The sequence below is a fragment of the Paenibacillus sp. J22R3 genome, from assembly GCF_056269305.1.
In genome coordinates this window covers 1203438-1220669 of sequence record NZ_JBWDNS010000002.1, presented here as the reverse complement: position 1 = coordinate 1220669, position 17232 = coordinate 1203438, and the positions used below count along the sequence as shown (strand labels likewise).

The window sequence follows — 17232 nt, the reverse complement described above, 5'->3', positions numbered from 1 at the left end:
ATCTTTCGTAACCGATTCCCTCGGCCTTAAGTCTTAGGGCTTTCATCCATTTTATCACTCAACGGAATCCGCCTGCAAATAGGGCAGTCCGGTTGCGATAAATACGTCGGCTGCAGGTGCCTGAGAAGCAGACTGCATTTGGGTATCTTCTGCGCCAAACACGTGGCGGAATACCTCATCCACATGCTCGACAGGAATAACCTGCACACCTTGCAAATCAGCGAAGATCGCCTGCCAGTTCTCTCTCGGGATCAATACGGTATCTGCCCCGGCTTGGAAGGCCGCCTCTACTTTGGCAAGCACGCCGCCGACAGGCTTCACATTTCCGTGAATACCCACCTCACCGGTCATAGCAAGCTTATTGCTGATGGGCTCCCCTTTAATGGCAGATGCAATTGCTGTTGCCATTGCAACACCGGCAGACGGCCCGTCAATCGGCGTCCCACCAGGGAAGTTAATGTGTAAATCGTAATTTTCCGGTTTCATGCCCATTCTTCTAAGTACAGTAAGCACGTTCTCGATGGAGCCTTTGGCCATGCTTTTGCGTCTGAGCGTTCTGCTGCTTCCGCCGCCCAGTTCTTCCTCGTCTACAACACCTGTGATGGTATACACACCTTTGCCGGCTCTTGCTCCAATTGCGCTTACCTCGATCTCAAGCAGCGTTCCCATATTCGGTCCGTATACGGCCAGTCCGTTCACGAAGCCGACTTGTGGCGCTGACGGCACTTTGCGGTCAGGACGCGGCGGAATTTGACTGCTATTGACGACCCATTCAATATCAGAGGCCGAAATCGTATCGCGTTTCTCCGAAAGCGCAAGTCCAGCGGCAAGTTGGATCACGTTCACGGCTTCGCGGCCATTCGTTGCATAACGCGTTACAACATCGATGGCTTCTTGAGAAGGCGGCAAGCCGATCTTCTTCAGCGCATTTACTGCAATTTGCGATATTTCATCCGGAAGCAGCGGGCGGAAATAAATCTCCATGCAGCGTGAGCGAAGCGCCGGAGGCAGCTCCTGCGGTGAACGCGTCGTAGCGCCTACAAGCCGGAAATCAGCGGGCAAACCATTTTGGAAGATATCATGGATATACATCGGGATATTGTTATCCTCTGAGTTGTAATAAGCACTTTCGAGATACACCTTGCGATCTTCCAGTACTTTTAACAACTTATTCATCTGAATCGGATGCAATTCACCTATTTCATCAATAAACAGCATCCCGCCATGCGCCTTGGTTACGGCCCCGGGCTTCGGCTGAGGAATACCTGCGACCCCCATTGCGCCTGCCCCTTGATAGATCGGATCATGCACAGATCCAATGAGCGGATCCGCAATTCCACGCTCGTCGAAACGAGCCGTTGTGGCATCGATCTCCGTAAATTTCGCATCCTGCAAGAACGGCGAGGTCGGGTTCTTCTTCGCTTCCTCCAGTACAACCCGTGCGGCAGCGGTTTTACCAACACCCGGAGGGCCGTAAATAATGACATGCTGCGGGTTCGCACTGCACAACGCCGCTTTGAGCGCTCTCAGACCGTCCCGTTGCCCCACAATATCATTAATCGTTTGCGGGCGTGTTTTCTCGGACAGCGGCTTCGTTAGCGAAACGGAGCGCAGCTTGCGCAATTTATCCATTTCTTTACGGGACTCCCGGTCGACAGCCGTTCGATTCGTTTTCTGATTGCGCAGCAAATTCCAGAAGTACAGACCAATCACGATAGCGAAAAACACCTGGATCAACATCAAAATCAAACTTAAACTCATAGCAATTACTCCTCTCTTAAGAAGACTAGCGGCGCGTGCGGTTTCGATCCTTCTCAGGCTGAAAAGAAAAGAAACGGCTTACGCTGTTTTTCTTCAAACAAAAAAATCCGGCTTTACGGGGCTCATACTGTTCAGTATTGCCCCCGGCCGGATGGAATAATCGCTATGAATACGTAAAGTTTGAATGGCTTTCCTATGTGGTTACATGGGGTCCGGGCTGATGCTTACGTCCCGGAATTTCGCCTGTCTCTTCAAATACGCGCACAATCTCGTCAATTTCCTTCTTCAGCTCTGAGAGCAGATCGGCCTCAGGCACTTTGCGAATCATCTCTCCGTAACGGAAGAGCATGCCTTCGCCTCTCGCACCTGCAATCCCGATATCCGCCTCACGCGCTTCACCCGGACCGTTAACTGCGCAGCCAAGAACGGAAACCTTGATTGGCACCTTGATTTTGCTGATGTAGTCCTCCACCTCATTGGCGATAGAGAACAAGTCGATATCCAGTCTTCCACATGTCGGGCAAGAAACAAGTGTCGCAGCATTCGTAATCAGACCGAAGGTCTTCAGCAATTCACGCGCCACTTTCACTTCTTCTACCGGGTCCGCGCTAAGACTGATCCGAACGGTATTACCAATGCCCATAGCAAGCAGCGCACCAATCCCGGCCGAACTCTTAATCGTCCCTGTATGAAGCGTTCCGGCTTCCGTAATACCGAGGTGAAGCGGATAACGGATCACTTCAGCTGCCATGCGGTAGGCTTCAATCGCCATCGGCACATCAGAAGCTTTAAGCGATACGATAATGTCGTGGAAATCCAATTCTTCAAGAATTCCGATATGAAAAAGTGCGCTCTCCACCATAGCTTCCGGAGTTGGATAACCATATTTCTCAAGCAAGTGGTTCTCCAAAGAGCCGGCATTTACACCGATTCGAATGGGAATATTCTTCTCTTTACATGCCTTTACGACGGCTTCGACTTTCTCGCGGCGCCCGATATTGCCCGGATTGATCCGGACTTTATCTACGCCATTCTCAATCGCCGCAAGTGCAAGGCGGTAGTCGAAGTGAATATCTGCGACAAGCGGAATATGAATTCTTTTCTTGATTTCTTTGATTGCCTCGGCAGCTTCCTTGTTGTTGACGGTAACCCGGACAACCTGACAGCCTGCTTCTTCAAGACGCAGGATTTCGGCAACGGTTGCTTCAACATCCGCTGTTTTGGTTGTGCACATACTTTGAATAATTACTTCATCACTTCCGCCAATTGTCAACGGACCGACTTTGACCGGCACTGTATCTTTGCGCAAATACATCAGGTAACCTCTCCCATGAACGTCAAAGTCCACCCCTGCGGTTCGTGTTGCCGCGCCGCAGGGGTGGAAGCATTTGAGGTGTTATTTATTGGATCAGGCGCTTTCTTCCTTCTTCTTGCCCTTCTTGGAAACAAGCTCCGGCATGATCCGGTCTTGAACGACCTTCTCTGTGATCAGGCAGCTGCTTACATCGTCACGTGAAGGTACTTCGTACATCACGTCGAGCATCAGCCCTTCAATAATCGCCCTTAATCCCCGTGCACCTGTATTACGCTTAATCGCTTCTTTCGCGATGGCATCAAGTGCCGCAGCTTCGAACTCAAGCTTCACATTGTCCATCTCAAGCAGCTTCTGATACTGCTTCACGAGCGCATTCTTCGGCTCGGAGAGGATACGGACAAGCGCGCCTTCGTCAAGCGGCTCTAGTGTCGAGATGACAGGCAAACGGCCGACAAACTCCGGAATGAGACCGAATTTGAGCAAGTCTTCCGGAAGTACCATCGACAAATATTCACCCGGTTTCAGATCCTTCTGACCGTCTCCGGCAGCGTTAAATCCGATAACCTTCTTGCCAATCCGGCGTTTGATCAGCGACTCAAGGCCGTCAAATGCTCCGCCGCAAATGAACAAGATGTTCGTGGTATCGATTTGAATAAATTCTTGGTGCGGATGCTTACGGCCGCCTTGCGGTGGTACGGAAGCAACTGTGCCTTCAAGAATCTTGAGGAGCGCTTGCTGTACGCCTTCACCGGAAACGTCGCGTGTAATCGACGGATTCTCGGATTTGCGCGCTACTTTATCAATTTCATCGATATAGATGATGCCGCGTTCGGCTTTCTCTACATCGTAATCTGCTGCTTGAATCAATTTGAGCAAAATATTCTCAACGTCTTCACCGACATAGCCGGCTTCCGTAAGGGAAGTCGCATCCGCGATTGCGAACGGAACGTTCAAAATTTTGGCCATCGTTTGAGCAAGCAGTGTTTTACCTGAGCCTGTAGGACCAACAAGCAGAATGTTACTCTTCTGCAGTTCTACATCTTCAAGTTTATTCTGCGAGTTGACGCGTTTGTAGTGGTTGTATACCGCTACGGAAAGCGACTTCTTCGCTTGTTCCTGACCAATAACGTATTGATCCAGAATGTTGCGAATATCGCGCGGCTTCGGAATATCTTTCAGATCCAGCTCTTCTTCGTGACCGAGCTCTTCTTCAACGATCTCCGTGCATAGTTCGATACATTCATCGCATATATAGACGCCAGGTCCGGCTACGAGCTTGCGCACTTGATCTTGCGATTTGCCGCAGAACGAACATTTCAACTGGCCCTTCTCGTCGTTAAATTTGAACATGAGTTTTCACCCCTTCTTGTTGATTCGCGCAAACTACAGAGATGTTACGACCTTATCGATCAGACCGTAGTTCAACGCCTCTTCAGCACTCATGAAATAGTCACGATCCGTATCGCGGTCGATTCTGTCATAAGGCTGACCTGTACGATCCACTAAAATTTGGTTAAGCTTCTGTTTGGTCTTCAGAATCCAATCTGCGTGAATCTTAATATCCGAAGCTTGACCACGCACGCCTCCAAGAGGCTGGTGAATCATCACTTCACTGTTTGGCAGTGAGAAACGCTTGCCTTTAGCCCCTGCCGTAAGCAGAAGCGAACCCATGCTGGCAGCCAAGCCTACGCAGATCGTAGATACGTCCGGCTTGATAAACTGCATCGTATCATAAATACCCATACCAGCGGTAACTGAACCGCCGGGCGAGTTAATGTACAGATGAATGTCCTTCTCCGGGTCATCGGCTGCAAGGAAAAGCAGCTGCGCAATGACGGCGTTGGCAACATCGTCGTCGATCGCACTTCCCAGAAAAATAATCCGATCCTTCAATAAGCGGGAGTAGATGTCGTAAGAACGTTCTCCCCGATTCGTTTGTTCAACGACCATAGGCACCAGATTCATGCGATCAACCTTCTTTCGTAATCGACTTTTTGAAGAAATCACCTCGCCAGCGGTTAACGCCGAAAGCTGTTTCTTCTAATCCGTTCTTATTTTAACATGTTCAAGTTGTAATGTCATTTTTCTGACTATTACATTATACGATACGGGTAAATACATATGTATGTTTCGGTTTCCTACCACCTGCCGTGGGAGGTGATGAGGATAAAATAAGGCACGTAAATACGTGCCTTATCGTTTCATTTCTTATGCAACTACTGGAGCTGTTGTGCTGTTGTCAAGCAAGAACTTGATTGTTTTGCGTAGAACAAGATCCTCTTGGATGTTTTCCAAGTTGCCGTTAGCTGTGAAAATCGAACGAAGCTCTTCAACCGTACGGCTGTATTGCTTCGAAAGTTTCTCAAGCTCTTCGTTCAGATCTTCTTCACTTACGGTGATGCCTTCGTTCTTCGCGATTTGCTCAAGAACAAGGTTGTTGCGAACGCGTTTGATCGCGTCAGCGTGCATTTGAGTGCGAAGAGCTGCTTCGTCTTGGCCGGAGAACTGGTAGTACAGATCCAAGTTCATGCCTTGCGAACGAAGACGGTTCTCGAAATCGCGAAGCATGAACGAAGTTTCGGAATCGATCATGGATTCAGGAATTTCAATTACTGCAGCGTCAGCTGCTTTCTCAACGACAGCTGTTTCACGAGCTGCTTCGTTTTCCTTTGCTTTTCTGTCAGCAAGTTTCGCTGCCAGGTCTTGCTTGTACTCTTCAAGAGTATCGAACTCGCTTACGTCTTTCGCGAACTCATCGTCAAGCGCCGGAAGGCTCTTACGTTTGATTTCGTGAAGTTTCACTTTGAATACTGCAGGCTTGCCAGCAAGGTGTTCTGCATGGTATTCCTCAGGGAATGTAATTTCGATATCCTTGAAGTCGCCAGTTGCCATGCCGATAACTTGATCTTCAAAGCCGGGAATGAATGCGCCTGAACCAAGCTCAAGGGAATGACGCTCGCTCTTGCCGCCTTCGAATGCTACACCGTCAACATAACCGTCAAAGTCGATTACTGCAGTATCGCCGTTCTCAGCTGCGCCTTCTTCGATCACGTTCAATTCAGCGTGGCGTTGTTGCAAACGAGTCAATTCAGCTGTGATTTCTTCTTCCGAAACGACTGCTTCAGCGGAAGGAATTTCGATGCCTTTGTACTCGCCAAGCTCAACTTCAGGCTTAACTGTTACTTTCGCAACATACTTGAACGATTGGTCTTTCGCAAATTGCTGAACATCGATGTCAGGACGATCAACCGGAATGACACCAGTTTCTTTCAGTGCCGCTGCATACGTGTCAGGAAGCAAAATGTCGATCGCGTCTTGATACAAGCTTTCAACGCCGAAACGCTTCTCAAACATACCCCGTGGTACTTTACCTTTACGGAATCCAGGTACGTTTACCTTCTGAACGACCTTCTTAAATGCCTTGTCGATCGCTTCATTAACTTGTCCTGCCTCAACCTCTACGTTGATGGAGACAAGATTCTTGTCTATTTTTTCCCAAGTTGCTGTCATGTTATGCTTTCCCCTCCAAATTAAATAACGCTTCTGCGTCAGATCTTACCCGTAATAAACCATTCTATTATAATCAAGATTTGCGTTAATATCAAGACTAGCCGCCATCACCGTCCAATTTTAATTGCGCGATCTGCCGTAACGACCTGCAAGCCTGCTCATAACGGAACCGAAGAGCATCCGTAATCCCGTAAGTTTCCCGCACATCGTCGTCATCTACTCTGCCATAAAGTGACAACTCAAGCACTTGATGGAGTGCAGCAGAATAACAATCTACGGTCTCATCGTCATCAGATAACAGCCGACTGTATGCCGTCGTGCCATACAAGCATTGCAAGCATTCTTTCCACAACTCTCGTGCAAAATGGGGCAGCGTGGCTTCCTGTACTTCTGTTACCGATTCTACCCGTTCAACGACCCTTGTAACCACTTGCGGAAAATCATCCATCGAAAGCGGAGTCGCTTCGATCTCGAGATCCACCTGCTCCCCAAGTCGATCCAGCCTGATTGCTCCGGTTACACCGCGCTTCTTCAACGATTGCAGCGCCTTGAATTGCAAGGCAGGATGCAAATCCGTTCTCGTCAGCCATGTGATGATGGCTTCGTCGACACTTGGATGTTTGATATAAGCAGCCCGCTCCAGTGCCAAAATTTGCTGATCGGCAACGGGATGATGCTGCATAATATAAAGCACCTGCTGCACGTAAGCTTCATCGTGTTCAACGGAACTCAGTGCTCCTTGGCGAAGCGACTCCTCATCGCCTTCCGGTTCGGATGAGTCTGTATGTATGCTGTCGTTCGAGTCACCATAGCCCGGAAAAGCAACATCAAGCCATGATAATAAATTGGTCCATTCTTCGTAGTGACGCTTCTCTTCGCCCTGGCAATTCAGCAAGAAACGAAGCAGTCCTTTAGCTTCTCCATATTGTTCGGATTCAAGCATGCGCGTCAGTTGGTTCTGATATTGATCCAGCATATTCGGAAACAAATATACGTTCTCTCTGTTATCACCCTGCGAGGGGTCCGAGGTTGTAATAGAATCACCGCCTTATCAATCAAACTGCCTGCAGAAATGCGTATTATGTACAGTTAGAGTTTGATTATATCACTCTCAGCTGTTGATTTCCATTTTAGCCTGTGCTATTATTTGTCTACTTTGTTTTTTCTGTGCGGGTGTAGTTCAATGGCAGAACGCCAGCTTCCCAAGCTTGAAGCGAGGGTTCGATTCCCTTCACCCGCTTATAACATAATGCAGAACAACCTTTTCAAAAAAGTAGTTGCACTACCGGAACACTCCGTGATATAGTACTTCTTACGTGTCCCAGTAGCTCAGTTGGATAGAGCACACGCCTTCTAAGCGTGTTGTCGGGGGTTCGAATCCCTCCTGGGACGCCATTTAACCAAGCGTTTCAGACACTACATCAACACTGACAGCCTCCTGATGATTTGTGCTTCGGCACATTTCCGGGAGGCTTTTTTGATTTCAATTCGTCTCCGGCCAGCTCGGCACCTCTTGAATTAGTAACAAAGCCACGAACGCTTATCGCAATTATTCCCATGATTTCTCTCAAAATGTGGTACTATTAGTCTATCATTCTAGCGAATAATGACTTTCAATGTCGGAGGCTGTCGAAATGAGCTCATTTGCCGATTCAAATCGCCATACGCGTAAAACTGCTTCACCCATTCAGCGTGAAAGTGCCGAGCAGAGCAGCAAAACATCCCCCTCGTCAGCGGGCAGCCGGGAAAACGAATCGGAACCCGGAAAGCTGCTGCAGATGCAGCGCGCATCCGGTAATCAAGCTGTGCTGCAGATGATGCAATCAGGTAAAGGTACAATAATGCGTCAAACCGGTGCGGCTCGGATGGGAAGACCTGACCGCGTGAACAGTCCGGCATCTTCTACCGTTCCGGCAACGCAGGCTCCTTCCCAAGCACCTGCCGCTGCCGCACCGGAGCAGCAAGCGCAAGAGGCAGCCGCTGCTCCGGTTTCTGCTCCGGCTGTAACGGCAAGCGCACCGGCGGCTCCGCCAGCCCCTGCCGCTCCGTCAGGTCCAGCTGCGGCTGCCGCTCCGGCAGCCTTCACTCCACCGCCTATTCCTGCCAATTTAAGGGGGAAAGCAGGGTACAGTGAGGTATACAGCTGGCTGAAAGAACAGTCTACCAAAGAGAAGAAATCTGCTCTGTTCACATACTTCGACGCCCTGACACCGGAACAGAAAATGTCTGCGATTCGGGCGATGAACGGCGCCAGCAAACGTTTCGTCGACCTCGATACCGTCAAGAAAACGATGGTCACAGGTATCATTAGTAAATCGGTCGATTGGGATAAATTTTCAGTGTTCGCCAGAGATGCCAACAAAACCGATACGAAAAACTACAATGCGGACACGGACAAAGATTATCTCGGATATGCCGCAATAGGCACTTCCGCTTCTACCGGCGGCGCGGGAGGTTCCGCTACCATTAGCGCAGGACTGGGAGCGAAGGCTGCATTGCCCGTTGCGGAAGGCATCGCTCCTGCGGCAGGAGCGCTTAGCGGACTCGCTTCGATCTCGCAAATCTACAATGCCACTGAAAACTACGACGAATCGTTAAGCAATACCGGCAAAGCACAGCAAGTCGTAGGCGAAGGCGGCGCAGGTGCGGCCGATCTGGCCCGTTTCAGCGCAGGTACCGTGAACAGTGTACGTACCGTTGCGGGCATGGGGCTCAACGCCGGAGCAACCGTCGCTGCCGGCGCGGCAGGCATTGTCGGCGGCGCGGCCTATATGGTCAGCGGTGTAGCCGGCTACAGAGAGAATAAGAAGAATGCCAAGAGCCTGCATGAGATGGAAGACAAGATGAAGGAAGGCAGCGATGCGCGCGCCACAGATCTCGGACATGCAGCGAACCTTGGCGGTTCGACGCAGGAAATGAACAAAGACAAGAACAAAGCGACTGCCGTCAAAGGAGCGCTTATGGTCGCAGGCGGCGCTGCTCTCTTAATCGCAGCGGCCTCCCCTGCCGGCCCGATCCTGATCGCACTTGCTGCGATTCTTGGCGGCGTTGCGGCGATCGTGAAATTTTATAAGAAATACAAACGGAAAGAAGCGTTCGTCGATCGTGTCCTTAAGGTCGATGAAGCGATGAAGAAGCCTGAGAACGAGAAAACAGGCAAAGATAAAGTCAGGCAGCAGCTCATTGAAGAGAAAGGCTTTAACAGCGTAGGTCAGTGTTATGCCCAGATCGTGACGGATCTGGCAGGCATGCTGTTCGAATCCGGTGTACGCGGCGACGATGCGGACAGCAAAGCCATTATCGAGAGCATCGGGCTCAAAGTTGACAGCCCCAAACAGAAACCGACAAAAGAAATGATTGCAAAGAAACTGCACACCTAACAAAGGAGACTGAACCGCATGTCCTTGCAAGAAGACGTGATCAGTATCGATTACTTGAAGAGAACGCTTCGTTTCTACGAGAATATTGATATCGCTTCCCAATTAATGGAACCCACGGATGAAGCGCCTTACACGTCCCTCATCATCCGTTTTACCGAGATCGGTGAACGCGAAGCAACCATCGACTTAGAGATGAGCTTCCTGCCGGGCTTGCAGGAGCTGAATCAGGAAGGCGTGTATCTCTTCCAATCGTTCGCCGTGCTGGCTTCTCAAACGTCGAAAGAACATGAGATGGAGCTGCTCAAAGCGATTAGCATCCTCAACATCCAGCTTCCACTCGGCACATTCGGCGTCTTCCCAGATGGCGGCGCGCTGTACTTGAAGCAAACGGCGATGTTATCCCGCGAAGGCCTTGTCAGCGGAAACGCGGTTAAACTGCTGGATCAGCAGAACGGTGTGCTGCTGCATCAGCTGCATCAATTCACCGATTACTTGCTGGATGTCTCGGCAGGCAAGCAGAAAGCCGAATCAACGCTGCTGTAATGACGCAGACTACTCCTTGGAAAGGAGTGGTTTATACGATATGACATCCAACCAGCAAGCTTCACAAAGACCAACGTCATTCCCGCCGCAGCATCAGAATCGACAGCCCGGGCTTGAAAGCGAGATGACCCCTCGCCCGCAGTTTGAAGCACCCGCCTATAAGGCGGCAGGTAAACTATCGGGTAAGGTTGCCGTAATTACCGGAGGAGACAGCGGGATCGGCCGAGCCGTCGCGCTCATGTATGCCAAGGAAGGCGCAGATATTTCGATTGTCTATTTGGACGAAGACGGCGACGCCACTGAAATACAACGATTAATCCAAGGATTAGGTCGGAAATGCTTGGCCATCGCCGGTGATATCGGGGATCCCGAGTTTTGCAAGAAGGTCATCTATGATACGACCTCGCAATTGGGAGCCCTTGATATTGTCGTGAACAATGCCGCAGAACAACACCCGAAGGATTCGCTGGAGCTCATTACGCCGCAACAGCTTGAACGAACGTTCAAAACCAATGTTTTCGGCATGTTCTATCTGACTCAAGCCGCTTTGCCGCATCTATCCCAAGGCGCGACCATCATTAACACAACTTCGATCACGGCTTATCATGGCAGCGCGAATTTGCTGGACTACTCCTCCACCAAAGGAGCTCAGGTTGCTTTCACTCGCTCCCTCGCGATGAATCTCGCAGCTCAAGGCATTCGCGTTAACGCCGTAGCACCGGGGCCAATATGGACGCCGCTCATTCCATCGACGTTCGATGAGAAGACCGTTGCCAAGTTCGGTTCCGACACACCCATGAAACGTGCGGGACAACCTGAAGAGCTCGCACCTGCCTACGTCTATCTCGCTTGCGAGGACTCCTCGTACATGAGCGGACAAGTTCTCCACGTGAATGGCGGGGAGATTGTGAACGGATAAGCGATATCACTACAAACAAAGGCCGACCGCTAAGTTATCTCTCTCGAGTTAACTCAGTGGTCGGCCTTTACTTCGCTCAAATTCGTTTCAACAGTCGCGCTATGGATCGGTCCGCTTCGCGGAGCACCGTTCGTTTATCGATTGTTCTTACTTTGCCACGCTCCACAACCATCTTGCCGTCCACCCACACATCGGACACGTTGCCCCTTGAAGCCGCATAGACGATTCGTGAATACGGGTCCGCATCATAGGATGGAAAGGTATGATAATCATTCAAATCCAGCAGCACGAGATCTGCTTTCTTGCCTGGTTCAATACTGCCGATCAGATGATCAAGTCCAAGCGCCTCGGCCCCGCCCATTGTTGCCATACGCAGCACCGTTCGTGCATTCATAGACTCAGGGCCGCAACGCACCTTATGCAGCAGCGCCGTTAAGCGCATCTCCTGAAACATATCCAGCGTATTGTTGCAAGGTGCGCCATCGGCACCAATCCCCATGCCAATCCCCTGCTCCAATAGTTCAGGTACCGGGGCGATCCCGGATGACAGCTTAAGATTGGAGCCTGGGCAATGGGTCATTTTCGTTCCGGTGCGTCTGAGAATATCCTTCTCCTCATCGTCCAGCCAAATACAATGTGCAAGGACAAGTCGCGGCGAAGTCAGCCCGATATGATCCAAATACACGATGTTGCGCATACCGCGCTGGCGCATAACCAACTCGATTTCTTCGCGATTCTCTGCCGCATGCGTGTGGACGAGCACCTGATAGTGGAACGATAAATCCCGCACCTCTTTCAGCAGCTCTTCCGAACAGGAGACAACGAAACGCGGGCAGTAGGCGTATCCGATTCGGCCATTGTCATAGCCATGCCATTTCTCGAGCAGTGCCGTGCTCTCTTCAACCGAACGTTTCGTATCTTCCTGCAAACCAAGCGGCACATCACCGCCTGCATCCATCATCACTTTACCCGAGATCGCACGAATTCCGCTGCTTGCGATAGCCTGGAAAGCAAAATCGGTATGGCTCACCGTCTCCATATCGAGTATCGTCGTTGTGCCGCTGCGCAATAATTCTCCGATGCCAAGCATCGCGGAGTAATAAACCGATTCCTCGTCATGCGCCGCTTCAAGCGGCCAAACCCTCGTCCGAAGCCAGTCCATGAGCGCCATATCGTCTGCACGGCCGCGAAATAACGTCTGACACAAATGAATATGCGTTTGTACGAAACCCGGCAGCAGCAGCCTTCCTTTGGCTTCAACGACCGTCGTCGCGGCAGCATCATAGCCGCTCGTAATCTGACCGCCTACAGCGACAATGACATCGTCTTTGAACAGTACATCGCCAACTATAATTTCGTCCTGTTTATTCATGGTGACAATGGTTGCATTTCGTACCAAGGTGGTTCCCATAAGGCTGCCTCGCCTCCCTCACTCACTTGGACTACCTGATATGGTTTGTCAATTATGCTTATATTGTACCATGGGTACATGTGAAAGAGGCAGCATTTTACAGCGCAGCAGCATTAAGACCAGTCCACTAATCTTCCGATCTCCGCTCGAATCCCCGGGAACGACAGCACCTGTTCCTTGAACGACTCCCGCTCCCCCCAATCCGTCTTCATCGTCGGCGTGTCGAACAACTCGTCCGTGACGTTGGTAAAGGCGTTATGCATATTGTTGTCGTACCAATCGATTTCCGTCTTGGCATCGTTCTTCACGACCGCGATCATATCGTAATCGTTATCTCGCGAAGCTCCAAAATAAGCGAGCAGTTCAGGCGTGCCCGCGTCATCGGTATGAACTTCAACTTCACAGCTGGGATTCCCTTCGCTTCTCACCGCGCGTCTAACGCGTGCATCCGTCACGATCATCTCAGACTCCCCTCTGGAAACAACCCCATCGTGGCAATATGATTCTTCGTCTCTGCCGTGCCCAGCTCATATAATAGCCGGTAGACATCGAGAAGAATCTCATCGACACCTGCATTCATTTGCTTATCACTCGCCGAACTAAACGGCGTGGCGGCATATTCACCGACTTGCGCTTCATCCATAGTCGCATATTCTTCAAACAACTCTTGCAAACGGTTTAATTCTTCTTCATTTGCGGTGATGGCAAACTCAAACGCAGTTGCTTCTGGATCCTCTAATATTGAGCCTGCCTGTACGGACACATAATAAGGTTTGCGTGCGTAAAATGACTCATCGTGATCATTGACCATATCGAAAGCACCCTCCTTCATTGCTCTAGCATCCCCCCACGGACAGACATTTTATCCATATTTTTCGCATAACCATCATAGTATCGCTGTTTGAAGCTCTAAGAGAAAGGAATGAGCACCATGTGTGGATTCACGGGCTGGATCGACTGGACCGATGACCTGACTAAACAATCCGTTACCCTCGAGAAAATGACCGGAACGCTGGCTAACCGCGGCCCGGATGCATCGGGAACCTGGATCTCGCCGCATTGTGCGCTAGGCCACCGGAGACTATCCGTTATCGATCCTGCGAACGGTGCGCAACCGATGGTTCGTACGTCTGATGACGATGCGTATGTTCTTGTTTATAACGGAGAGCTGTATAATGCACCGGAGCTGAAGCGCGAGCTCGAAAGCCGGGGCAGACGGTTTACAACAACTTGCGACACGGAGGTATTGCTCGTTGCCTACATGGAATGGGGCCCATCATGCGTAGAGAAGTTTAACGGTATCTTTGCTTTTGCCTTATGGGATTCCAAGGAACAGCAGCTGTTCATCGCCAGAGACAGACTTGGTGTCAAACCGTTCTTCTATGCGAAACAGCTTGGACGATTCGTATTCGGATCGGAGCCGAAGGCGCTGCTCGCACATCCTTCCGTCAAACCGGAGGTTGGACCGGAAGGTTTGGCCGAAATCTTCATCGTCGGACCTGCGCGTACGCCGGGGGTCGGCGTTTACCGGGATCTCGGTGAGCTGCTGCCGGGACACTGCGCCATCTATAACCGCTCCGGGTTAAGTGTCCGTACTTATTGGAAATTAGAAAGCAAGCCTCATACCGAAACGGTGCAGGAGACGGCCAAAACAGTCGGTGATCTGCTCAAAGATACGGTGGAACGTCAGCTGGTCTCCGATGTACCGCTGTGTACGCTGCTCTCAGGCGGATTGGACTCCAGTGCACTTACATCACTTGCGGTTAATTACTACAATGAAACGGGGCAAGGTGTCGTTCATACCTTCTCCGTCGATTACGTAGATAACGATAAACATTTTAAAGCCCATGCGTTCCAGCCGAATGCCGATGCGCCTTGGATCGAACGGATGACCAATCATCTGGGCACGATTCATCATTCGATGGTTTTTGATACGCCTGAGCTTGTTGCGTCATTGCGTGAAGCCATGCACGCCCGTGATATGCCGGGGATGGCGGATGTCGACTCGTCCCTGCTGCTCTTCTGCCGCGAAATCAAGAAGGAAGCGACCGTTGCGATATCCGGTGAAGCGGCGGATGAAATCTTCGGCGGTTATCCATGGTTCCACCGCGAAGAAGCGCTGAATGCCGGCACGTTCCCTTGGTCGCTTGCAGCAGGCATGCGTGCCGATCTGCTCTCGCAGGACGTCGCTGCTTGGATTAGGCCGCTAGAATATCTTGGAGACCGTTATTCGGATGCGATTGCCGAGGTGCCTCATCTAGCCGGCGAAGATGCCGCAGCTCGCAAAATGCGTCAGATGTCGTATTTGAACATTACAAGGTTCATGCCGACATTACTTGACCGTAAAGACCGGATGAGTATGGCAGTTGGCCTTGAGGTACGCGTCCCCTATTGCGATCACAGACTCGTGGAGTATGTATACAACATTCCATGGGAGATCAAAACTGCGGGAGACCGGGAGAAAGGGATTCTCCGCATGGCGCTGGAAGGCGTATTGCCTCATGATGTGCTCTATCGGAAGAAAAGTCCTTATCCGAAAACGCATAACCCGAACTACCTCAATGCGGTGCGCAAGCAGGTACTGGAGATCATTCATGAAGGCACCTCCCCGCTGCTGCAGCTCATTAATGTGAAGAAGATCCGCGAGCTTGCCGAATCCGAAGCAGCAAGCAGCAACTTGCCATGGTTCGGTCAGTTAATGTCCGGACCGCAGCTGTTCGCTTACCTGCTGCAATTAGATATGTGGCTGAGGGAATACAAAGTGGTCATTCGCTAATCATCTAAATATGAGGCTGTCTCCAAAGGTTGCAATTCGACTTTTGAGACAGCCTTTCATTATGCTCTTCCTATTGGACATGCCAATAGACCGCCCTTACCGAAACTCGGTAATAGACGGTCTATCATCACCTGACCTGATGTATCCGACAATCAGCTCTTACTAAACGCCAAATACGCGCGCCTGATTAAGATAATCGCCTGCTCCCTTGTTGTCTTGCCAAGGGGATCGATGCGCCCGCCGCCTACGCCTCCCATAACGCCTGCATTAGCTGCGAAGTGCACGGAGTTTTTGGCCCAGGCTGCAATTTTGCCCTCGTCTGCGAATGTCGTTTTGACACTGGTATCGTATTTGCCGGAGGGTTTAGCCGCTTTAATCGCCCTAAGGAGCATCACGCACATTTCCTGCCTCGTAATCGTCGCATGCGGCGAGAACTCCGTTAACGTCGAGCCAAATACGATGCCCATTTTGTTCGCCTTCAGCACATCCTCGTTCGTCGTATCGGTGAACGGATTCGGGCTAATCGGGTCCGCTTTCTTACCGCTCAAGGATTCGTACAGCTTCACGGCAATGCTTGCGAATTCCTCGCGCGTAATCGGATCCTTGTACCGACTTAACACGGCGTCCGTTGTCAAATTGAGCTTAATCGCATCTTTCACATCGTGTTTCGCCCACTCGCTGGCACCTGACGCGAGTTTCTCCAGCATCTCTTCTGTCGGAGGCGAAGTCGGCGTTACTGGCGGTCCCGGGTCAGCAGGTATCGCCGGCGGCGTCGGTGTCGTCGTTCCGCCTCCTCCTATAGTAATGTCAGGAAGTTTAATGTTCGGGTTGAGTGAGCCTGTAATTAAGTCGTCATCCAGGAGCAACCCCACCGTGAATTTTTTTGTTTTCACAATAAGGCTTTTATCGCCGGGCTTCAAGAAATCGGGAAGCTCGAATTGGTCGATGACCGGCAGAACGGAATAGACATACACCGTATCCGAGCTCGTCTCTTTATCCACATACGTCAAGTTGCCGGTACGATCCATCGTATCGCGGACATAGAAGATTTTCTCCTTCCCTTTTCCTCCGACGCGTTTGATCTGATAATACGACTCCATGTTTGTGTTATCCGACCAGGACAAGGTAACAGAACCATTCGTATGCGAAATCGCTGTGAAATCGCTAATCCCGCCAGCCTGCCTGATCTTAAAGGGACCTAATATGTCTCGGTTGTAACTGTTCGAGCCGATCAGCGGAGAGTAATACGTTTCTAACATGATTTGAGCCGAAGTAAGACCTGGTTCCTCCGGCAAGCTAAAGGTGCCATACGTCCCGAATCCGGGGTCATCTACGTCCAGATCCAGAACAGGTTTCCAATTCAGCCCGTTGTCCGCTGAGTAAGAAATTTTGGCATATTCCAGACTGGTACCGAGCGCCCGGTCATCACCGAAACTAAAAAACACCTTTTCTCCAGCGAGCAAATAGGGCAATCCACTTGTCTCGAGTTCAAACGCAAGCACCTTCACAGTTGCATGTGCACGAGAAGGAGGAATCACAACAAACACAAGCATCACAGACAAAATCAAGAAAGCCAGCCTCTTGCCAAAAGAAAACCGAAATACCATCACATCCACC

General features: G+C 50.7%; 14 protein-coding genes and 2 tRNA genes. 6 read left to right on the top strand and 10 right to left on the bottom strand.

Annotation, left to right across the window (positions count from 1 at the left end):
- Nucleotides 1-54: 54 nt before the first annotated feature.
- The 6 genes from lonB to AC0YN4_RS13390 form a co-directional block, all read right to left on the bottom strand.
- Nucleotides 55-1761, bottom strand: coding sequence for an ATP-dependent protease LonB (lonB, locus tag AC0YN4_RS13415; RefSeq protein WP_475780211.1), 1707 nt, complete (start codon nucleotides 1759-1761; stop codon nucleotides 55-57).
- A 193-nt stretch (nucleotides 1762-1954) separates the two neighbouring features.
- Nucleotides 1955-3076 carry a flavodoxin-dependent (E)-4-hydroxy-3-methylbut-2-enyl-diphosphate synthase gene (gene ispG, locus AC0YN4_RS13410; protein ID WP_475780210.1) on the bottom strand — a complete coding sequence of 374 codons (1122 nt, stop codon included), beginning with the start codon at nucleotides 3074-3076 and terminating at the stop codon, nucleotides 1955-1957.
- A 93-nt stretch (nucleotides 3077-3169) separates the two neighbouring features.
- Nucleotides 3170-4426 carry an ATP-dependent protease ATP-binding subunit ClpX gene (clpX, locus tag AC0YN4_RS13405; RefSeq protein ID WP_091214734.1) on the bottom strand — a complete coding sequence of 419 codons (1257 nt, stop codon included), beginning with the start codon at nucleotides 4424-4426 and terminating at the stop codon, nucleotides 3170-3172.
- A gap of 33 nt (nucleotides 4427-4459) precedes the next feature.
- The gene (gene clpP, locus AC0YN4_RS13400; protein ID WP_090983012.1) at nucleotides 4460-5041 is read right to left on the bottom strand and encodes an ATP-dependent Clp endopeptidase proteolytic subunit ClpP; all 582 of its coding nucleotides are present in this window, start codon (nucleotides 5039-5041) and stop codon (nucleotides 4460-4462) included.
- A gap of 243 nt (nucleotides 5042-5284) precedes the next feature.
- Nucleotides 5285-6586 (bottom strand): trigger factor, encoded by a 1302-nt coding sequence (gene tig / locus AC0YN4_RS13395; protein WP_475835990.1) that lies wholly within the window; start codon nucleotides 6584-6586, stop codon nucleotides 5285-5287.
- Nucleotides 6587-6683: 97 nt separating this feature from the next.
- Nucleotides 6684-7562, bottom strand: coding sequence for a hypothetical protein (locus AC0YN4_RS13390; protein ID WP_475835989.1), 879 nt, complete (start codon nucleotides 7560-7562; stop codon nucleotides 6684-6686).
- Nucleotides 7563-7755: 193 nt separating this feature from the next.
- Here AC0YN4_RS13390 and AC0YN4_RS13385 point away from each other — a divergent pair.
- From AC0YN4_RS13385 to AC0YN4_RS13365, 5 genes are all read left to right on the top strand, one after another.
- Nucleotides 7756-7826: transfer RNA gene (locus AC0YN4_RS13385), tRNA-Gly, on the top strand.
- 78 nt (nucleotides 7827-7904) lie between these two features.
- Nucleotides 7905-7981 (top strand) — tRNA-Arg (locus AC0YN4_RS13380).
- A 239-nt stretch (nucleotides 7982-8220) separates the two neighbouring features.
- Complete coding sequence (locus tag AC0YN4_RS13375; RefSeq protein ID WP_475835988.1) at nucleotides 8221-9966, top strand: hypothetical protein; 1746 nt, start codon at nucleotides 8221-8223, stop codon at nucleotides 9964-9966.
- Nucleotides 9967-9984: 18 nt separating this feature from the next.
- A complete protein-coding gene (locus AC0YN4_RS13370) occupies nucleotides 9985-10509 on the top strand; it encodes a hypothetical protein (protein ID WP_475780206.1) in 525 nt (174 codons plus the stop codon).
- A 40-nt stretch (nucleotides 10510-10549) separates the two neighbouring features.
- Nucleotides 10550-11428, top strand: a complete 879-nt coding sequence (locus tag AC0YN4_RS13365; RefSeq protein WP_475780205.1) for an SDR family oxidoreductase — start codon at nucleotides 10550-10552, stop codon at nucleotides 11426-11428.
- Between the two features lie 76 nt (nucleotides 11429-11504).
- Here AC0YN4_RS13365 and AC0YN4_RS13360 read toward each other — a convergent pair whose 3' ends face one another.
- From AC0YN4_RS13360 to AC0YN4_RS13350, 3 genes are all read right to left on the bottom strand, one after another.
- Nucleotides 11505-12839 (bottom strand): 5'-deoxyadenosine deaminase, encoded by a 1335-nt coding sequence (locus AC0YN4_RS13360; RefSeq protein WP_475780204.1) that lies wholly within the window; start codon nucleotides 12837-12839, stop codon nucleotides 11505-11507.
- A gap of 113 nt (nucleotides 12840-12952) precedes the next feature.
- Complete coding sequence (locus AC0YN4_RS13355; protein WP_475780203.1) at nucleotides 12953-13300, bottom strand: hypothetical protein; 348 nt, start codon at nucleotides 13298-13300, stop codon at nucleotides 12953-12955.
- A complete protein-coding gene (locus AC0YN4_RS13350; protein ID WP_475835987.1) occupies nucleotides 13297-13650 on the bottom strand; it encodes a hypothetical protein in 354 nt (117 codons plus the stop codon). The genes AC0YN4_RS13355 and AC0YN4_RS13350 overlap by 4 nt, the downstream gene beginning before the upstream one ends.
- 120 nt (nucleotides 13651-13770) lie before the next feature.
- Here AC0YN4_RS13350 and asnB point away from each other — a divergent pair, with 120 nt between their 5' ends.
- Complete coding sequence (gene asnB, locus AC0YN4_RS13345) at nucleotides 13771-15615, top strand: asparagine synthase (glutamine-hydrolyzing) (RefSeq protein ID WP_475780990.1); 1845 nt, start codon at nucleotides 13771-13773, stop codon at nucleotides 15613-15615.
- 152 nt (nucleotides 15616-15767) lie between these two features.
- On the opposite strand, the gene AC0YN4_RS13340 is transcribed toward asnB, so the two are convergent.
- Nucleotides 15768-17222, bottom strand: a complete 1455-nt coding sequence (locus tag AC0YN4_RS13340; RefSeq protein ID WP_475780989.1) for an S-layer homology domain-containing protein — start codon at nucleotides 17220-17222, stop codon at nucleotides 15768-15770.
- Between the last annotated feature and the right edge of the window lie 10 nt (nucleotides 17223-17232).